Origin of the sequence: Lonsdalea quercina, from assembly GCF_900107885.1 — a bacterium.
Lineage (GTDB): Bacteria > Pseudomonadota > Gammaproteobacteria > Enterobacterales > Enterobacteriaceae > Lonsdalea > Lonsdalea quercina.
Map to the genome: position 1 here is coordinate 1 of NZ_FNQS01000014.1, position 17,362 is coordinate 17,362.

Here is a 17,362-nt window from a genome sequence, read left to right on the forward strand (position 1 = left end):
GCGGTCGATACCGCCGCGCCGGAAGCGTCGATCACCATCGATAACGTCACCGGTGACAACACCGTGAATATCGCGGAAGCGGGTCAGAACCAGAACGTGACTGGCCGTGTGGGCAACGACGTGCAGGTGGGCGATACGGTGACCGTGACCATCGGCGATCAGGCATACCAGACTACGGTGACCGCCTCCGATAGCGGCAATGTGTGGAGCGTGAGCGTGCCGGGCGAGGTGCTGGCCGGTAACAGCCAGATCCACGCGGAAGTCACCACCACGGATGCGGCGGGTAACCCGGCCACTGCCGCGGCAGACCACGGTTATGCGGTCGATACGGCGGCGCCGGAAGCCTCCATCACCATCGACGATGTGACGGCAGACAACACGGTGAATATCGCGGAAGCGGGACAGCCGCAGGCCATCACCGGCCGCGTCGGCAATGACGTGCAGGTGGGCGATACGGTGACCGTGACCATCGGCGATCAGGCATACCAGACTACCGTCACCGCGTCGGATAACGGCAACGTATGGAGCGTCTCTGTACCGGGTGAGGTGCTGGCCGGTAACAGCCAGATCCATGCGGAAGTGACCACTACCGATGGTGCAGGCAACGCCACGACTGCTGGTGCTGACCACAGCTACGCGGTCGATACGGCGGCGCCGGAAGCGTCCATCACCATCGATGATGTGACGGCCGACAACACGGTGAACATTGCCGAAGCGGGTCAGAACCAGAACGTGACCGGTCGCGTCGGCAACGACGTGCAGGTGGGCGATACGGTCACCGTGACCATCGGCGATCAGTCGTACCAGACCACCGTCACCGCCTCCGATAACGGCAATGTGTGGAGCGTCAGCGTACCGGGAGAGGTACTGGCCGGTAACAATGAAATTCATGCCGAAGTGACTACCACGGATGCGGCCGGTAACCCGACCACGGCATCTGCCGATCACGGCTACGTGGTCGATACCGCCGCGCCGGAAGCCTCCATCACCATCGACGATGTGACGGCCGACAACACCGTCAATATCGCCGAAGCGGGTCAGAATCAGAACGTGACCGGTCGCGTCGGCAACGACGTGCAGGTGGGCGACACGGTGACCGTGACCATCGGCGACCAGGCTTACCAGACCACCGTGACAGCGTCTGATAGCGGCAACGTGTGGAGTGTCAGCGTACCGGGCGATGTGCTGGCCGGTAATTCGCAGATCCATGCCGAAGTCACTACCACGGATGCGGCGGGTAACCCGACCACGGCATCTGCCGATCATGGCTACGCGGTCGATACCGCCGCGCCGGAAGCGTCCATCACCATTGACGATGTGACCGCTGACAACACGGTGAACATTGCCGAAGCGGGTCAGAACCAGAACGTGACTGGCCGTGTGGGCAACGACGTGCAGGTGGGCGATACGGTGACCGTGACGATTGGCGATCAGGCCTATCAGACTACGGTGACCGCCTCCGATAACGGCAACGTGTGGAGTGTCAGCGTGCCGGGCGAGGTGCTGGCCGGTAACGCGCAGATCCACGCGGAAGTGACCACCACGGATGCGGCCGGTAACCCGACCACGGCATCTGCCGATCATGGCTACGCGGTCGATACCGCCGCGCCGGAAGCGTCGATCACTATCGACGATGTGACGGCCGACAACACCGTCAATATCGCCGAAGCCGGTCAGAATCAGAATGTGACCGGCCGCGTCGGCAACGACGTGCAGGTCGGCGATACGGTGACCGTGACCATCGGCGATCAGACATACCAGACTACGGTGACCGCCTCCGATAGCGGCAATGTGTGGAGCGTGAGCGTGCCGGGTGAGGTATTGGCCGGTAACAGCCAGATCCACGCGGAAGTGACCACCGCCGATGGTGCAGGCAACGCCACGACTGCCGGTGCTGACCACAGCTATGCCGTTGATACTGCCGCGCCGGAAGCGTCGATCACCATCGATACGATCACCGACGATGATTCAATCAATCTGGCCGAAAGCAATCAGCCGCAGACCATCTCCGGCCGTGTCGGCAACGACGTGCGCGTCGGCGATACGGTGACGGTCAACGTCGCGGGTCAGTCTTATCAGACCAGCGTGACGGCCGGTGCGGACGGGGCTAAGGTCTGGAGTGTCGTTATTCTGGGCAGCGTGCTAGCTCTGGATACCGTGGTGCACGCAGCGGTCACCACCACTGATGAGGCGGGGAACGCGACGACGGCGACGGCCGACCACACTTACACGGTCGATACGGTGCTGCCGGATGCCAGCATCACCATCGATGATGTGACCAGCGACAATATCATCAACATCGCTGAGTCTGGACAAACGCAGACGATCTCCGGTCACGTGGGTAACGACGTGCAGGCAGGCGATATCGTCACGGTCAAAGTGGGCGAATATAGTTACCAGACCGAAGTCACCGTTAATGACGAAGGAGACGCTGTCTGGAGTGTGAATGTGCCGGGCGACGTGCTGGCCGGTAACGCGCAGATCCACGCGGAAGTCACCACTACGGATGTCGTCGGTAATTCGGCAACGGCGTCGGCCGATCACGGTTACGCGGTGGATACGTCCGCGCCGGAAGCCAGCATTACGATTGATGCGGTCACGGCGGATAACACCATCAACCTGGCGGAATCGGGTCAGACCCAGACTATCACCGGCCGTGTCGGCAACGATGTGCATGTCGGCGATATCGTCACCGTCAGCGTGGGGGGACAGACCTATCAGACGAACGTGGTCGCCGCCGCGGACGGCAGCTATGTCTGGAGCGTAGAGGTTCCCGGTAGCGTGCTAGCGGGTGACTCGCAGATTCACGCCTCAGTCACGACGCTGGATGTGGCCGGCAACCCGACCACGGCGACAGACGATCATGGCTATGGCGTGGATACGGTCGCTCCGGACGGCGGTAGCCATACGCTGACCGTCGCAGAAGATACGGCATTGGCCATCTCCTGGAGCGATCTGGGGGTATCCTCCGACACCAGCAGCATCGTAATCTCTTCGCTGCCAGACGCCAGCGCGGGTACATTCTATTACAGCCAGAGCGGCGAATGGCATCAGGTGACCGTTGGTCAGGCGTTCACGGCGGGCGATACCGCGTTGCGCTTTGTTCCTGCGGCCAACGTGTCTGGTAACGGACTGGCGGAGCTGAGCTGGCAGCCGGTCGATGCCGCGGGCAACACCGGCTCTCAGGGCGAAGTGTCCATCAATGTAACGCCGGTGGCGGATGCGCCAGTCGTATCGTTGGATATCTCCAGCGGTGAAACCGTACCGACGACCCCGTCTTACATCAAGGTCAACGGCGGTAGTGAAAACGGCGGATTCGACGTTCAGGACGGTAAAATTGTGCGTATCGGCGACAACGTGCGCATCTGGCTGTCCGAAGGCGATACGGTGCCTGAAATTGTGGGTAACGGCGTGGTCGCTTACTACGGTCAGGGGAACACGAATGGCACCAGCAGCCAGTACACCGACCTGTTCGTCGTCCATGACGGCAGCGGCTACTATCAGGATGGCAGCTGGCGCTCGCTGAACGCGGTGACCGGCAATAGCGGGACGGAAGCTTCAGGTACGCGTCCTGACTATATCTTTGTTGAAGGTACGACGGCTGATGGCTACACCACCTACGTCGGTCCGAACAATAATGCCGCCACCAATGTGAACACGTATGACTCTGTGACTATTACGTATCAGGGCAATACGTTGATCAGCGGCGCTAACCATCTGGACGGCATTATCTACGGCGACGGCAGCTATATCGCGGCGGATAAGCAGGACTTCAAGGAAGAGTCTGTGGCGGAACAGGCGGGTTATCAGCAGCATGAATTGACCGTGTCTGCCGCGCTGACCGACCTTGACGGCAGCGAGCAGCTGTCGGGCATTACGCTGACGGGGATTCCGGAAGGCTCCGTGTTGACCGATCACATCAATAACGTGACGGTCACCGTCGGCGCGGACGGCGTGTACCTGATTACCAATGCTCAGCATTTGGATACGCTGGCCGGAACCATCACCATTCAGACGCCTGTCGATGCCGGTAAGTTCGACATCATTGCGCAAGCGACGGCGACCGAAGTGGCGAACTATGATTCGTCGACCGGCTATTCTTCGCAGGAAGTCGAACAGTTCGGCGCGACGATGGGCACCACCGGCGACGATACGCTGACGGGGACGAACAGTAACGATCTGATCGTGGGTGACGTCTCCGGTCTGCAGATCATGGAAGGGCAAAACTACAACATTGCCTTCCTGGTGGACTCCTCCGGCAGTATGTCGAATGACAGCATCAGCAAGACGGTAGCTTCGTTGACCACGGTCTTCAACAACCTGATCAAGAGCACGTCGGACGTTCATTCGGGGTCGGTGAATGTGTTCCTGGCGGACTTCGATACGAAAGTCGGCCAGACCATCTCCGTCAACCTGTCGGATTCCAACGCCTTGTCCAAACTGGTCGCGGCGCTGCAGACAATGACGTCCGGCGGCGGTACGAACTACGAGGATGTGTTCAAAACGGCGGCTAACTGGTTCCAAAGCGATACCGTGGAAAGCAATCCCGGCACCAATCTGACCTACTTCATTACCGATGGTGAACCGACCTATTATCAGACGGGTGAAACGGATACGGTGAGGGTCAGCAGCCGTACGACGCTGGATATCGACTCGTTTGATTACCAACCGGGCCAGGCTTACTATATGAACATCTCCGGAGTAAGCCGTGAGGTGATCAGCAGTACCGGCGACGTCTACTACTACTCTAACTCGGGTCGTGGCGGCGTGACGCGTACGGTGATTGGCCAGGTTCACGCCGAGGGCGACGGGACTTACGAGATCTCTCATCTGGCGGGCACGGGTTACAACGCCAACTCGGCGACGATGTCGAACTCCTCTGAAGGCTATGCCTTGCTGCATGAGGTATCGAACGTGGAGGCCATCGGGGTTGGGGATTCGTTAAATGCATCGAGCCTGAAAAACTACGATAGCGACGGCGTGGTGTTGGATCACATCGACCCGGGCCAGCTGTCAGAAGCGATTCTGGGATCGAACCAGTCTCTGACCGGTGGGCACGATACGCTGCTGGGCGGTAACGGCGACGATATCCTGTTCGGCGACTCTATCTCGTTCGACGGCATCGACGGCAACGGTCTGCCGGCTTTGCAGCAGTACGTCGGCAACCAACTGCATCTGGGGTCGGATACCACCGCATCCGTCCAACAGGTACATGAGTATATCGCCGGACATAGCGCCGAATTCGATATTGCTTCCTCGCAAGGCGGTAATGATACGATTAGCGGCGGTTCGGGTAACGATCTCCTGTACGGACAGGGCGGTAACGACACCCTGGATGGTGGTTTGGGTGACGATATCCTGTATGGCGGAAGCGGCGATGATGTGCTGAGAGGCGGGGTCGGCAACGATACGCTCATCGGTGGCAGCGGCGCGGATACCTTCGTCTGGAAGGCGGGCGATACCGGTTATGACACGATCAAGGACTTCAATCCGGCGGAAGGTGATCGCATCGACCTGAGTGATTTGGTCGGCGAGCTGGAAGCGGGAACGGATATCAGCCACTATATCCGCATTGTGGATAACCAAGGTTCGCCGACGATTGAGGTGAGTACTCAAGGCCAATTCACGGAGCAGGGGGGCGCAACGCCGGATACGTCCATCACGTTGGAACATTACAACGGGGCGATGCCGTCTCTGGAAAGCCTGATTGCGAAGCCGGAACATAGCGCTTAGCCATCAATACTCAACTCGCAATAGGCAACACCAAGGAAACCGGACGTTATGCGTCCGGTTTCCTTATTGGCAGTATGTAAAAGGACAGCCTATGTTTTATATATTACGAGATAACGACGGTAACTTGGTTCGGGTGGAGCCTGTCCCCTTCGAAGGGATGAACGGCGAGCTGCTACAGGACTCGGTGGAGGCACAGGCGTGGATGAATAATCAACAGTCGATTCTTTCTAGTCTGGAACAGCTGCGCAACAGCGACCTGGAAATGGTGCGTGTGCTGGAGGACCTGATTCAGGTACTGACCCAAAAAGGGTTGCTGAATATCACGGATTTCCCGCAGGCGGCGCAGCTGAAATTGATTCAGCGTGCACAGGCGCGTGAAGTGTTAGGGGGATTGGATGCGCTGATTCGCGATGACGAAGAGGGGATGTTTTGAATCTTGGTCCTGATACGAACTGACTTGCCGTTGCCGGCAAGTCAGTCGCCAAGACTCAGGTCAGGACAGCGATACGGGGAACGGTTCTCCCAATAGTCGGCCCATCGCGCCTTTGATGCCGAGCGCTCGCAGTTCTTCCAGCTCGCCTTTCGTTTCCACTCGTTCCGCAATCAGCGGCAAATCAATACTATTCATCGCGCGTTGCAGTGCCGTGATAAACACCTTCTTATCCTCCGCCTCATCGATACCGCGTATATAGCTGCCGTCGATTTTCAGGTAGGCGAGGCCCCATTTCGACAAATTGCCGATAATGGTAAAGCGGCCGCCAAAGTGCTGCAGTCCCAGTTTGCAGCCAAATTCGTTAAGCAGTTTCACCAGCAGGTCGAGCTGCTGCGCGTCGGGCAATTGGTTTTCGTCCAGTTCCAGAATCAGACGCGCGGCCTGCTGCGGATACGCTTTCAACGGTGCCAGCCATTCTGCCATCAGTTGCAGATCCAGCACGGTGCTGCCGGATAGGCTTAAGGCCAGCGTGCCGTCGTAACGCTGCAAATAGGCGAGGGCATGCTTCATCATCACCTGATCAAGACGGGTGTTCCATCCAAAGCGTTGTACCCATGGCAAGAATTGTCCGGCGTTGATGGTATTGCCTTCCTGATCAAGGATGCGGGCCAGTACTTTGTGATGAAGAATCCGACCATTCTCGGCGCAGTCCATCACCGGCTGCAGGAACAGTTGGACATTCTCCTGCGCCAGCAACGGATCCAGCAGGGTGAACCAGTGATGGCGGTCAGCCACCCATTGAGACTCCTTACCGTCTTCCTCTTCTTCCGCATGGATATCCGAATTGCGTTCTGCTTTCATCAACAGGCGATCGCCTCTGATGAACAGCGACGCAGGAGAATCTCCATGCTGGAATGACACCAGCGCCAAGCGGGCCACGGGGGACACGTCCGTCTCGCCGGTCAGAAATAGCGCCTCGATCCGGTTCGACAGTTCGTCGGCCAGTGCCTGCGCCTCTTTCTGTACCAGGCCGGGACAGAAAATGGCGAACTCTCCGCCGCGAATGCGCGCGGCGAGGCTATCAGCTTCGACATAACGTTTTCTGCATTTCAGAATGTTTTGCGCGACGGAGGCTAGCAAGGCATCGGTTTTCGCTGCGCCCAGACGCTGGTTCATACCCGCCAGATCCTGTAGACGCAGCATAATTAGATAACCGGTGGAGGCTTCCTCATCGCTAAGGCGCGTTTCCAACTGGATATCCATCGCGCGGCGGTTGGCCAGCCCGGTTTGCGGATCCTGATAAGCTTCCTTACGCAAGCGCTCGCTTCGCTGGGCTTCCTCTTCGAATAAGGTCTGAAGTTTAGTGACCATGAGGTTCATGGCCTGAACGACCCGGCGCAGCTCCGGCGTCTTGGGCAGTTTGGGGATGCTCAGGAACTCGCGACGACAAATCGCGAGCGACTGTATGACCATATCATCCAGCGCACGCAGCTGACGACGCAGGAACCAGGCGCCTAGCACCAGACCGATCGCGCCGCACGACAGCATCCAGATCAGCGAAGCGGAGGTACCTTGCCACAGTCTGGCGATGGCAAACATTGGGTGGCTGACGACTTCGACCCGTGCCGCCTGCTCCCAGCCGCGCATCACGATGGCCTGACCATTACCCGGTTGCAAGTCCACCAGTCGGACAAACCAGACGGGAACGTTCGAGACTTCCGGCGATGTAGCTCGCTCCATCGTCACCTTGTGGGTTTCCAGATCGATAACGCGAATACTGGAGAAATAACCGCTATCGAAAATAGAACTGACCAGCAGTTCGACCATCGCGGGATCGTCGATATTCGGCGTGAGCGCCACGCCCAAAGCCGTGGCGGCATCCTGAGCGTGCGAGTGCAACTGGTTGTTATATTGATCGCGTGAACTTTCCAGGTTGGCGATAAAACTACCGCTGAAAATGAACAGCATAAACAAACAGATGGCTATCAGTAATTGTTTAAATAGCGACATAGCCCCATCCTACTCATCAAGAGAAAATCCTTCTGCGCGCATTTAAATTAGTAAGTCCTGCCAGCGAGACAGTCGTTTGCTGTCGCCAGCGCGTCGATTGCCGCCCGTGCTGGGTAGCCAGAGTCCGTCGCCATTAAAGGAATAGACCGGCAGCAAGTCTTTTCGCTGGGTAGCGGGACGGATCTCGGTGATCAAACTGTCCAGGATCAACGGGATAGCGTTTGGTGAAGGGTAATAGCTGAGCACCATATGCGCACGGTTTAGGCTTAGCGCTTTAACGTAGGTGATACGCAGCTTTTCACGTTCGACGCCAAGGTGAATGAGCGTCAGATATTTGGCGATCGCATAGTCTTCGCAGTCGCCCATCCCTTTTCGCAACATTTCGATCGGCGTGGCCCAGTAATCTTCCTGCCGCCAGACATCAATATCTTCCCGGTAAGCTATTTTGTCATTGAAAAAGCGGTTGACCGACTCCAGTTTCTGGCTCTCTGTGGCCGTTAGCTGCGCCTGCATCAACGCTTGCCAGGCGGTTATCCGCTGGCGTGCTTCCGGCGTGGCCTGACCATAACGCTGATCGGTAATTGAGTTGATGGCGGAGAAATTCCAGTCCGCATAGAGCGTACCCGCCACCAGCAGTAGGCTGCCGATGATGAAGTGTAATAGAACATGAACTAATGACTGGCGCTGCGCATGAAATTTCAACGTGACGTCTCTGTTACCCACCGGTGAATCCGGACTCTGTGGTCTGAAATCGACGCCTGAATAAACAGGCGTTGTAGACCGCTGCCGCATAGCTTACTTTGAACGGCTGAAAAGTGCCATGTGATAACGATAGCAGGTACGATTGATTTATCACGAAGCTGATACGTATCAGCTTCGGACTTATAAGCGAGGAAGCGTATGGATTTAGGGGCATTGGTATCCGAGAGGCGTCACCCGGCGACGATGGATTTAGATCGTATGGCGACGCTGGAGATGATGGCCCTCATCAATGAAGAGGACCGACAGGTGCCGGAAGCTATCCGGCAGGTGCTGCCGGCGATTGCCCAAGCGGTGGACCTCACTGCCGCGTGTATGAAGGCGGGCGGCCGTTTGATTTATCTCGGCGCGGGGACCAGCGGACGTTTGGGCGTATTGGATGCTTCCGAATGTCCTCCGACCTTCGGCCTCGCGCCGGGGCGGGTGATCGGCCTGATCGCGGGCGGTCCCGGCGCATTGTTACAGGCGGTGGAAGGCGCGGAAGATGACCCTGCGGGGGGCGAGGCCGATCTGGCGGCGCTGTCGCTGACTGCTCAGGACATGGTGATTGGGCTGGCGGCGTCCGGCAGAACGCCCTATGTGATTGGCGGTCTGGAGTATGCGCACCGCATCGGCTGCCATACCGCGGCCATTTCCTGCAACCCTGCGTCGCCGATCGCCAGGTTGGCGGAGATCGCCATCTCTCCAGTCGTCGGTCCGGAAGTGTTGACGGGGTCGACCCGGCTGAAATCCGGTACCGCCCAGAAGCTGGTGCTGAATATGATTTCCACTGGTGCGATGGTGAGATTGGGCAAGGTGTACCAAAATCTGATGGTGGATGTGAAAGCGACCAATGCCAAGCTGGTGGATCGCGCCTGTCGTATTGTTGTTGAAGCCTCCGGCGTGGAGCGCGACATCGCGCGGCGGGCGCTGGAACAGACGGGGTATGAGGTCAAACCGGCTATCGTGATGCTTCTGACCGGTTGCGACGCCGCTCAGGCGCAGGAAAAACTGGCGCGGCATCAGGGATACCTGCGAGACGCCATACAGGAATAGCGCAATCCGCTTTTCACAACCCATGACAGCAAAACGAGGCGGGATGCTCCCGTCCTACTTAAGGAGCCGGTTTTGAACGATAAGCAACATTTGCGCATCGTATTTTTTGATTTGGACGGCACACTGCATCAGCAGGATATGTTTGGCAGTTTTCTGCGTTTTCTGATCCGGCGTTTGCCGTTGAATCTACTGGTGGTTATCCCCGTGCTGCCGGTCGTCATGCTCTCGCTGCTGTGCAGGGGCAGGGCGGCTCGCTGGCCGATGAGCTGTTTGTTGTGGGCCATCACGGTGGGCCGCGGCGAGGCGAAGCTCGAACAGCTGGAAAAAGCGTTCGTGGATAGTTTTCGTCAGCAGGTGACGCCGTTTCCTGAGGTACAGCAACGGCTGACCACTTATCTGAGCGCCAGCGATGCAGAGGTGTGGCTGGTCACCGGTTCTCCGCAACGGCTGGTGGAAGCGGTTTACCGCGACGCCCCCTTTCTGCCGGGTGTACGGCTGATGGGCAGTCAAATCTCCCGCCGCTATGGCGGGTGGGTACTCACGTTACGCTGTCTGGGCCGGGAAAAAGTCGTGCAGATGGAACGCCAACTGGGCGCTCCGCTGAAGCTCTACAGCGGTTACAGCGACAGCAAACAGGATAACCCGCTGCTCTATTTCTGCGAACACCGCTGGCGGGTAACGCCGCAGGGGAGTTTGCAACAGCTGGAGTAATGCCTCCACGCGGAATGGCGTATACAGACTTGTCATACTTTTCGTTGCAGGTGCGTTGGCGGCGATCGATCGCCTGAATCACTGACGGGCGTAAGCGTATCGGTGTTCGCCGTTTTGCCGCCATCCTGCAACTCGACTTATTTCGAGTATAATGCCCGCCGCTTAGGGGAATTGACGGGTAAAAGAGGCACGATGAACCGCGTAAATGATGATGAATTCTGGATGCAGCATGCGCTGACGCTGGCGCAACGAGCCTGGGATGAAGGCGAAGTTCCCGTTGGCGCGGTGCTGGTGCTGGACAACCAGGTCATTGGCGAAGGCTGGAACCGCTCTATCGGTCAGCACGATCCCACCGCGCACGCCGAGATCATGGCGTTGCGGCAAGGTGGAAGCGTGGCGCAAAACTATCGTCTGCTGAACAGCACGCTGTATATCACGCTGGAGCCGTGCGTGATGTGTGCGGGAGCGATGGTGCACAGTCGCATCGGGCGTTTGGTTTACGGCGCCGCCGACGCCAAGACGGGCGCGGCCGGATCGCTGGTGGATATTTTGCGTCACCCGGGCATGAATCATCAGATTGAAATTACCTCGGGCGTGCTGGCGGGAGCCTGTTCAACGCAGTTGAGCGACTTTTTCCGGCAACGTCGGAAAGAGCAAAAGGCACGCCGTGCGGCGGCCAAAGGAGCATCACTTCCCTGATGAAGACATTCCGGACTGCACCAGCGCCGGAGAGACTGCGGGATAGCCTTCACCCGCCTGCTTAACGTGCTGGGCCTTATTTTCTTTTTCCGTCAGGTAGCCGACCAGGCTGATCATATAACGACGGATATTTTCCACATAGTTGTAAGCTTCGTGACCACGCGCGTAGCCGTTGGCGGTTTGCTGATAATAGCGTTTCTGGCTTAGCATCGGCAGCCGCATTTTAACGTCCGCCCAACTGTTTGGATCGCCTTTCTGCTTCTCCGTTAACTTGCGCGCATCCATCAAATGGGCGTAACCCATATTGTAAGCCGCCAGCGCAAACCAGATTTTCTCGTCGTCCGGAATGGAGTTCGGCATACGTTGCATCATCAGCGACAGGTACTTTGCGCCGCCGCGAATGCTCTCCTCGGGATTCAGCCGGTCGACCACTGCCAGGCTTTCCGCCGTGGTCCTCGTTAACATCATCAGACCGCGTACGCCGGTAGGCGAGGTCGCCAGCGGATTCCAGTGCGACTCCTGATAAGAGATGGCGGCCAGCAGCTTCCAGTCCATCTCCGTGGCATAGCGCTCAAACAGCGACCGCAGCCCCGGCAGAGTGTTGTCGATCGCATTCAGAAACGTAGTGGTGTCCACGTAGTCGAACTCCCCGACGTGACCCAGATATTTCTCTTCCAGACGCGCCAGCGAGCCGTCTTCAGCAATCCGGCTGAAGAAGTCCAGCATGGCGGCGGACAGGCTATCGTCGTGGGTCTGGCGCATATACCAGTTCACCGGCTCTTCATCGCTGAGATCAAATGCGACGGCCAATTGCGGGTAGATACGTTGCAACAATCCGACGCTGATAGAGTCGGCAATCGTGTAATCGAGCCGTCCATCGACCACCTGCTTAAGCAGATCCAGCTCGGAGACGTTGGTGCTGGTTTCCCAGGTCAGGTTCGGAAACTGTTTGGACCGCTGCTCGCGCAACGTGGATATTTGCGCAGAGCCGGACAATACCGCAAGTCGGCCTTTGAGCTTGCCAAGCGACGTGGGACGCGGTGAGCCTAATCGATACACCAGCTGCTGTGAGACGGAATAGTAAGAGGGGCCGGCACGGAACGACTGCGTTCGATCATCGCTGTAAATCAGACCCGCCGCCAACATATCGGCGTCGCCGTTGTCGAGATCGGTGAATAATTCATCAATGTTCCGACGTGTGGAAACGACCAGCTTGACGCCGAGGTAATCGGCGAATCGTTTAGCCAGTTCATAGTCGAGTCCTGACGGGGAGCCACGGTGTAGGGAGTAGGTCAGTGGAGAAACAACCGTACTGACACGTAGCTCACCACGTGAAAGGATTTGCCTGAGTTGGTCGTCCTGGCTGCTGCGCCAAGGAATATTTGGCCATAGCGCCAATGCCAATAACAGTGCAATCACCCCGATGAAAAAATAATTTATCGTTAAACGCTTCAAAGAATTTGATGTCTCTCGGCGGCCTGAAGGCCTGTCTGTCTATTAGGCAGTTTCTTATACTGAGTGTCCCAGAGTCGGGGCATTTTGCGTAACAAACCGCCAGGGTGCAACTTTTATTGCCCCGGTAACGAATTGGTCACCTAACAACAAAGATGTTCGACTATTGCCGCGCAAACGGTTTCGTCGCGCGTCGGTATTCTCTATAATGTGCCGCGTTCCCCCCTCCTGTAGCGCCATGGTGCCCCGCTATCGGTGCATCGAAGACGAGAGAATGTGAAATGATGGAAATACTGCGTGGTTCCCCGGCTTTATCGGCTTTTCGTATCAACAAACTATTGGCGCGTTGCAAAGACAATCTTCTTCCCGTCAGCGATATTTACGCCGAATATGTGCATTTTGCCGACGTGACCGCACCGTTAAGCACCGATGAAAAAACGCAGCTGGCCCGCCTGCTGAAATACGGTCCTTCACTCCCCGAACACGATCCCTCAGGTCACCTGCTATTGGTCACGCCTCGTCCCGGCACCCTCTCTCCCTGGTCTTCCAAAGCCACGGACATCGCGCACAACTGCGGTCTGAACACCGTTCGCCGTCTGGAACGCGGACTGGCCTTCTATATTCACGCGCCGACACTGAATGAAGCGCAGTGGCGGTCGCTGAGTGAACTGTTGCACGACCGTATGATGGAGGCGGTGTTTAGCGAGCTACAGCAGGCGGAGCGTCTATTTGCGCAGCACGAACCTGCGCCGCTTCAGCGGGTGGACGTGATAACGGAAGGGCGTCAGGCGCTCGAAGCCGCCAACCTGCGTCTCGGACTGGCGCTGGCGGAAGACGAAATCGACTATTTGATCGACGCGTTTACCCGTCTGAACCGAAATCCGACCGACATCGAACTTTATATGTTCGCGCAGGCCAACTCGGAACACTGCCGACACAAAATCTTCAACGCAGACTGGGTTATCGACGGCGTAAAGCAGCCCAAATCTCTGTTCAAAATGATTAAAAACACCTATGAACAGACGCCGGATTTCGTGTTGTCCGCCTATAAAGACAATGCCGCCGTCATGACAGGCTCCGCCGTGGGACGTTTTTTCCCCAACCCGCAGGGCCGCTATGAATATCATCAGGAAGACGCGCATATTCTGATGAAAGTGGAAACTCATAACCATCCCACCGCCATCTCGCCGTGGCCGGGGGCCGCAACCGGCTCCGGCGGCGAAATTCGTGATGAAGGCGCGACCGGACGCGGCGCCAAGCCGAAAGCCGGACTGGTCGGTTTTTCCGTCTCCAACCTGCGTATTCCTGACTTCATTCAGCCGTGGGAGCAGGACTTCGGTAAGCCGGATCGCATCGTCAACGCGCTGGATATCATGCTGGAAGGCCCGCTGGGCGGGGCGGCGTTCAACAATGAATTCGGCCGTCCGGCCCTGACCGGTTACTTCCGCACCTATGAGGAGTCGGTCGACAGCCACAACGGTACGGAAGTGCGCGGTTACCACAAACCCATCATGCTGGCGGGCGGGATCGGCAACATTCGTGCGGATCACGTGCAAAAAGGCGAGATCTCCGTCGGCGCGAAGCTGATCGTGCTGGGCGGACCGGCAATGAATATCGGTCTGGGCGGCGGCGCGGCCTCTTCCATGACTTCCGGACAGTCCGATGCCGATCTGGACTTCGCTTCTGTACAGCGCGATAACCCGGAGATGGAACGTCGCTGTCAGGAAGTGATCGACGTCTGCTGGCAGCTCGGTGACGAAAACCCGATCCTGTTCATTCACGATGTGGGCGCGGGCGGGCTGTCAAACGCCATGCCGGAGCTAGTCAGCGATGGCGGCCGCGGCGGTCGTTTCGAACTGCGCGACATTTTGAACGACGAACCGGGCATGAGCCCGCTGGAAGTCTGGTGTAACGAGTCGCAGGAACGTTATGTGCTGGCGGTCGCCCCAGAACAGCTGGCGACATTCGACGCCATTTGCCGCCGCGAGCGAGCGCCGTATGCCGTGATCGGCGAAGCGACCGAAGAACAGCATCTGACACTGAACGATCGCCACTTCAACAATCAACCAATCGACATGCCGCTGGAAGTGCTGCTGGGTAAAGCGCCGAAAATGCAGCGTGATGTGACCCGACTGCATAACGAAGGCAAGCCGCTCAATTTTGACAATATCTATCTGGCTGATGCCATCGAGCGTGTGCTGCATTTACCGGCCGTTGCCGAAAAAACCTTTCTGATCACCATCGGCGACCGTAGCGTGACGGGCATGGTCGCACGGGATCAGATGGTCGGGCCGTGGCAGGTGCCGGTCGCTGACTGCGCCGTGACGACGGCCAGTCTGGATAGCTACTACGGCGAGGCGATGTCTATCGGGGAGCGCGCGCCGGTGGCGCTGCGGAACTTCGCGGCGTCGGCCCGTCTGGCCGTGGGGGAAGCGCTGACTAACATCGCCGCTACGCATATTGGCGATATCAAACGCATCAAGCTCTCCGCCAACTGGATGTCCGCCGCCGGGCATCCAGGCGAGGACGCGGGGCTGTATGAAGCCGTCAAGGCCGTCGGCGAAGAGCTGTGCCCGGCACTGGGGCTGACAATCCCCGTAGGCAAAGATTCGATGTCCATGAAAACCCGTTGGCAGGAAAACGGGGAGGATCACGCCGTCACGTCGCCGCTGTCGCTGGTCATCACCGCGTTTGGTCGCGTCGAAGACGTGCGGAATACCGTCACGCCGCAATTGCGCACCGACAAAGACAATGCGCTGCTGTTGATCGATCTTGGCGTCGGCCATCATGCGCTGGGCGCGACGGCGTTGGCGCAGGTTTATCGTCAGTTGGGACGTAAAACGGCGGACGTGCGTAGCCCGGAACAGCTGGCCGGTTTCTTTAATGCCATGCAGAAACTGGTGGCCGACAAGGCGCTGCTGGCCTACCACGACCGTTCCGATGGCGGTCTGATGGTGACGCTGGCGGAAATGGCCTTTGCCGGTCATTGCAGCCTGTCAGCCGACATCGGCAGCATGGGCGAAGATGGTCTGGCCATTCTGTTTAACGAAGAGCTGGGCGCGGTCATTCAGGTTGAAGCCGCACGACGCGCGGAAGTTGAGCAGGTGTTGGCGGAGTTTGGTCTGGCAGAGTGCGTGCACTATCTGGGCCGCGCGGAAGCCGGCAATCAGTTCGTCATCTCGTTGGGTAAAGAAGTTATTTATCGTGAGAAACGCTCCACGCTGCGCAGCTGGTGGGCGGAAACAACCTGGCAGATGCAGCGTCTGCGCGATAATCCGCAGTGCGCGGATGAAGAGCATCTGGCGAAAGAAGACGATAGCGATCCGGGTCTGAACGTTTCACTGAGCTTCGATCCGCAGGAGGATATTACCGCGCCGTTCATCAATACGCAGGCGCGTCCGAAAGTGGCCGTGCTGCGTGAACAGGGCGTCAACTCGCATGTGGAAATGGCCGCGGCGTTCGATCGAGCCGGATTTGAGGCTATCGATGTCCACATGAGCGACCTGCTGGCGGGTCGGCGCGGCCTGAAGGACTTCCAGGCGCTGGTCGCCTGCGGCGGCTTCTCCTACGGCGATGTGTTAGGCGCAGGCGAAGGTTGGGCGAAGTCGATTCTCTTCAACAGCCGCGTCCGCGATGAATTCTCGGCGTTCTTTGCGCGTCCGCAGACGCTGGCGCTGGGCGTGTGCAACGGTTGTCAGATGATGTCGACGCTGCGTGAACTGATCCCCGGCGCGGAGAACTGGCCGCGCTTCGTCCGCAACAAATCAGATCGCTTCGAAGCACGCTTTAGCCTGGTGGAAGTGGCTCATAGCCCGTCTTTGTTTATGCAGGATATGGCCGGTTCACGGATGCCGATCGTCGTATCGCATGGCGAAGGGTTGGTGGAAGTGCGGGATGCCGCGCAGCTGGCCGCCTTGGAGCAACAGCAGTTGGTGACGTTGCGCTTCGTCAATAACTACGGTCAGGTTGCGGAAAACTATCCGGCTAACCCGAACGGTTCGCCGCGGGGGATTACCGCGGTGACCAGCGTTGGCGGGCGCGCCACGATCATGATGCCGCATCCTGAACGTGTATTCCGCACCGTCAGCAACTCCTGGCACCCGGATTCCTGGGGGGAGGACAGCCCGTGGATGCGCATGTTCCGCAATGCGCGTAAGCAGCTCGGCTAAGGGACATTCAGCTCAGCTAAAGCACTGCAAGAAGAGGGGACGATGTCCCGGAGCCGGCCACCTTGGGTGGCCGGCTTTTTTAGGGACGCAAACCGTGACACCAGGCTGCGGTGAACATTTGGATATTTCGGTTTCGCGCGCTATTTTTCCCGCAGGGGCTTTGCGACCGGCGCAGGAAAGCGGCGTGAGTAAGGCTGAAAGAATATCCCCTTGTTGCTGCCATACTGCGGAGTCCAACCCATGCTAAAAAAGGGCGCTTCGAACGGGCTGTCTCAAAGGCACGACAATATTATTTTTGACTGTCTCTTAAAGGAGACATCTATTTTGTTGATAAGCATGAATTTTATTTTTTAGCTATGGG

Annotated in this window: 9 protein-coding genes; 6 read left to right on the plus strand and 3 right to left on the minus strand. The window is 58.0% G+C overall.

Features of this window, described 5'->3' with window-relative positions; genetic code table 11:
• The coding region (locus BLU64_RS15505) for an Ig-like domain-containing protein (RefSeq protein WP_139171525.1) at positions 1 to 5,733 on the plus strand (5,733 nt) is incomplete at its 5' end.
• Positions 5,734 to 5,824: 91 nt separating this feature from the next.
• A complete protein-coding gene (locus tag BLU64_RS15510; protein ID WP_026744288.1) occupies positions 5,825 to 6,166 on the plus strand; it encodes a hypothetical protein in 342 nt (113 codons plus the stop codon).
• 60 nt (positions 6,167 to 6,226) lie between these two features.
• Here the strand turns inward: BLU64_RS15510 and lapD are convergent, their stop codons facing one another.
• Both lapD and lapG read right to left on the minus strand, forming a co-directional pair.
• Positions 6,227 to 8,176 carry a cyclic di-GMP receptor LapD gene (lapD, locus tag BLU64_RS15515; RefSeq protein WP_026744289.1) on the minus strand — a complete coding sequence of 650 codons (1,950 nt, stop codon included), beginning with the start codon at positions 8,174 to 8,176 and terminating at the stop codon, positions 6,227 to 6,229.
• A 42-nt stretch (positions 8,177 to 8,218) separates the two neighbouring features.
• Entirely contained in the window at positions 8,219 to 8,878 is a 660-nt protein-coding gene (gene lapG / locus BLU64_RS15520; protein ID WP_026744290.1) for a cysteine protease LapG, read from the minus strand.
• Between the two features lie 198 nt (positions 8,879 to 9,076).
• On the opposite strand from lapG, the gene murQ reads away from it, so the two are divergent.
• From murQ to tadA, 3 genes are all read left to right on the plus strand, one after another.
• The gene (gene murQ / locus BLU64_RS15525) at positions 9,077 to 9,970 is read left to right on the plus strand and encodes an N-acetylmuramic acid 6-phosphate etherase (RefSeq protein ID WP_026744291.1); all 894 of its coding nucleotides are present in this window, start codon (positions 9,077 to 9,079) and stop codon (positions 9,968 to 9,970) included.
• Positions 9,971 to 10,042: 72 nt separating this feature from the next.
• A complete protein-coding gene (gene yfhb / locus BLU64_RS15530; protein WP_026744292.1) occupies positions 10,043 to 10,681 on the plus strand; it encodes a phosphatidylglycerophosphatase C in 639 nt (212 codons plus the stop codon).
• 192 nt (positions 10,682 to 10,873) lie between these two features.
• Entirely contained in the window at positions 10,874 to 11,380 is a 507-nt protein-coding gene (tadA, locus tag BLU64_RS15535) for a tRNA adenosine(34) deaminase TadA (protein WP_074729337.1), read from the plus strand.
• Here the strand turns inward: tadA and mltF are convergent.
• Complete coding sequence (gene mltF, locus BLU64_RS15540) at positions 11,369 to 12,835, minus strand: membrane-bound lytic murein transglycosylase MltF (protein ID WP_074729338.1); 1,467 nt, start codon at positions 12,833 to 12,835, stop codon at positions 11,369 to 11,371. The genes tadA and mltF overlap by 12 nt on opposite strands.
• A 281-nt stretch (positions 12,836 to 13,116) precedes the next feature.
• Here mltF and purL point away from each other — a divergent pair, with 281 nt between their 5' ends.
• Positions 13,117 to 17,001, plus strand: a complete 3,885-nt coding sequence (gene purL, locus BLU64_RS15545; protein ID WP_026744295.1) for a phosphoribosylformylglycinamidine synthase — start codon at positions 13,117 to 13,119, stop codon at positions 16,999 to 17,001.
• The last annotated feature ends 361 nt before the right edge of the window (positions 17,002 to 17,362 follow it).

Coding starts and splice junctions, on each gene's coding strand:
- BLU64_RS15510 (WP_026744288.1), top strand. CDS start 5,825: ATGTTTTATATATTACGAGATAACGACGGTAACTTGGTTCGGGTGGAG.
- murQ (WP_026744291.1), top strand. CDS start 9,077: ATGGATTTAGGGGCATTGGTATCCGAGAGGCGTCACCCGGCGACGATG.
- purL (WP_026744295.1), top strand. CDS start 13,117: ATGGAAATACTGCGTGGTTCCCCGGCTTTATCGGCTTTTCGTATCAAC.
- tadA (WP_074729337.1), top strand. CDS start 10,874: ATGAACCGCGTAAATGATGATGAATTCTGGATGCAGCATGCGCTGACG.
- lapD (WP_026744289.1), bottom strand. CDS start 8,176: ATGTCGCTATTTAAACAATTACTGATAGCCATCTGTTTGTTTATGCTG.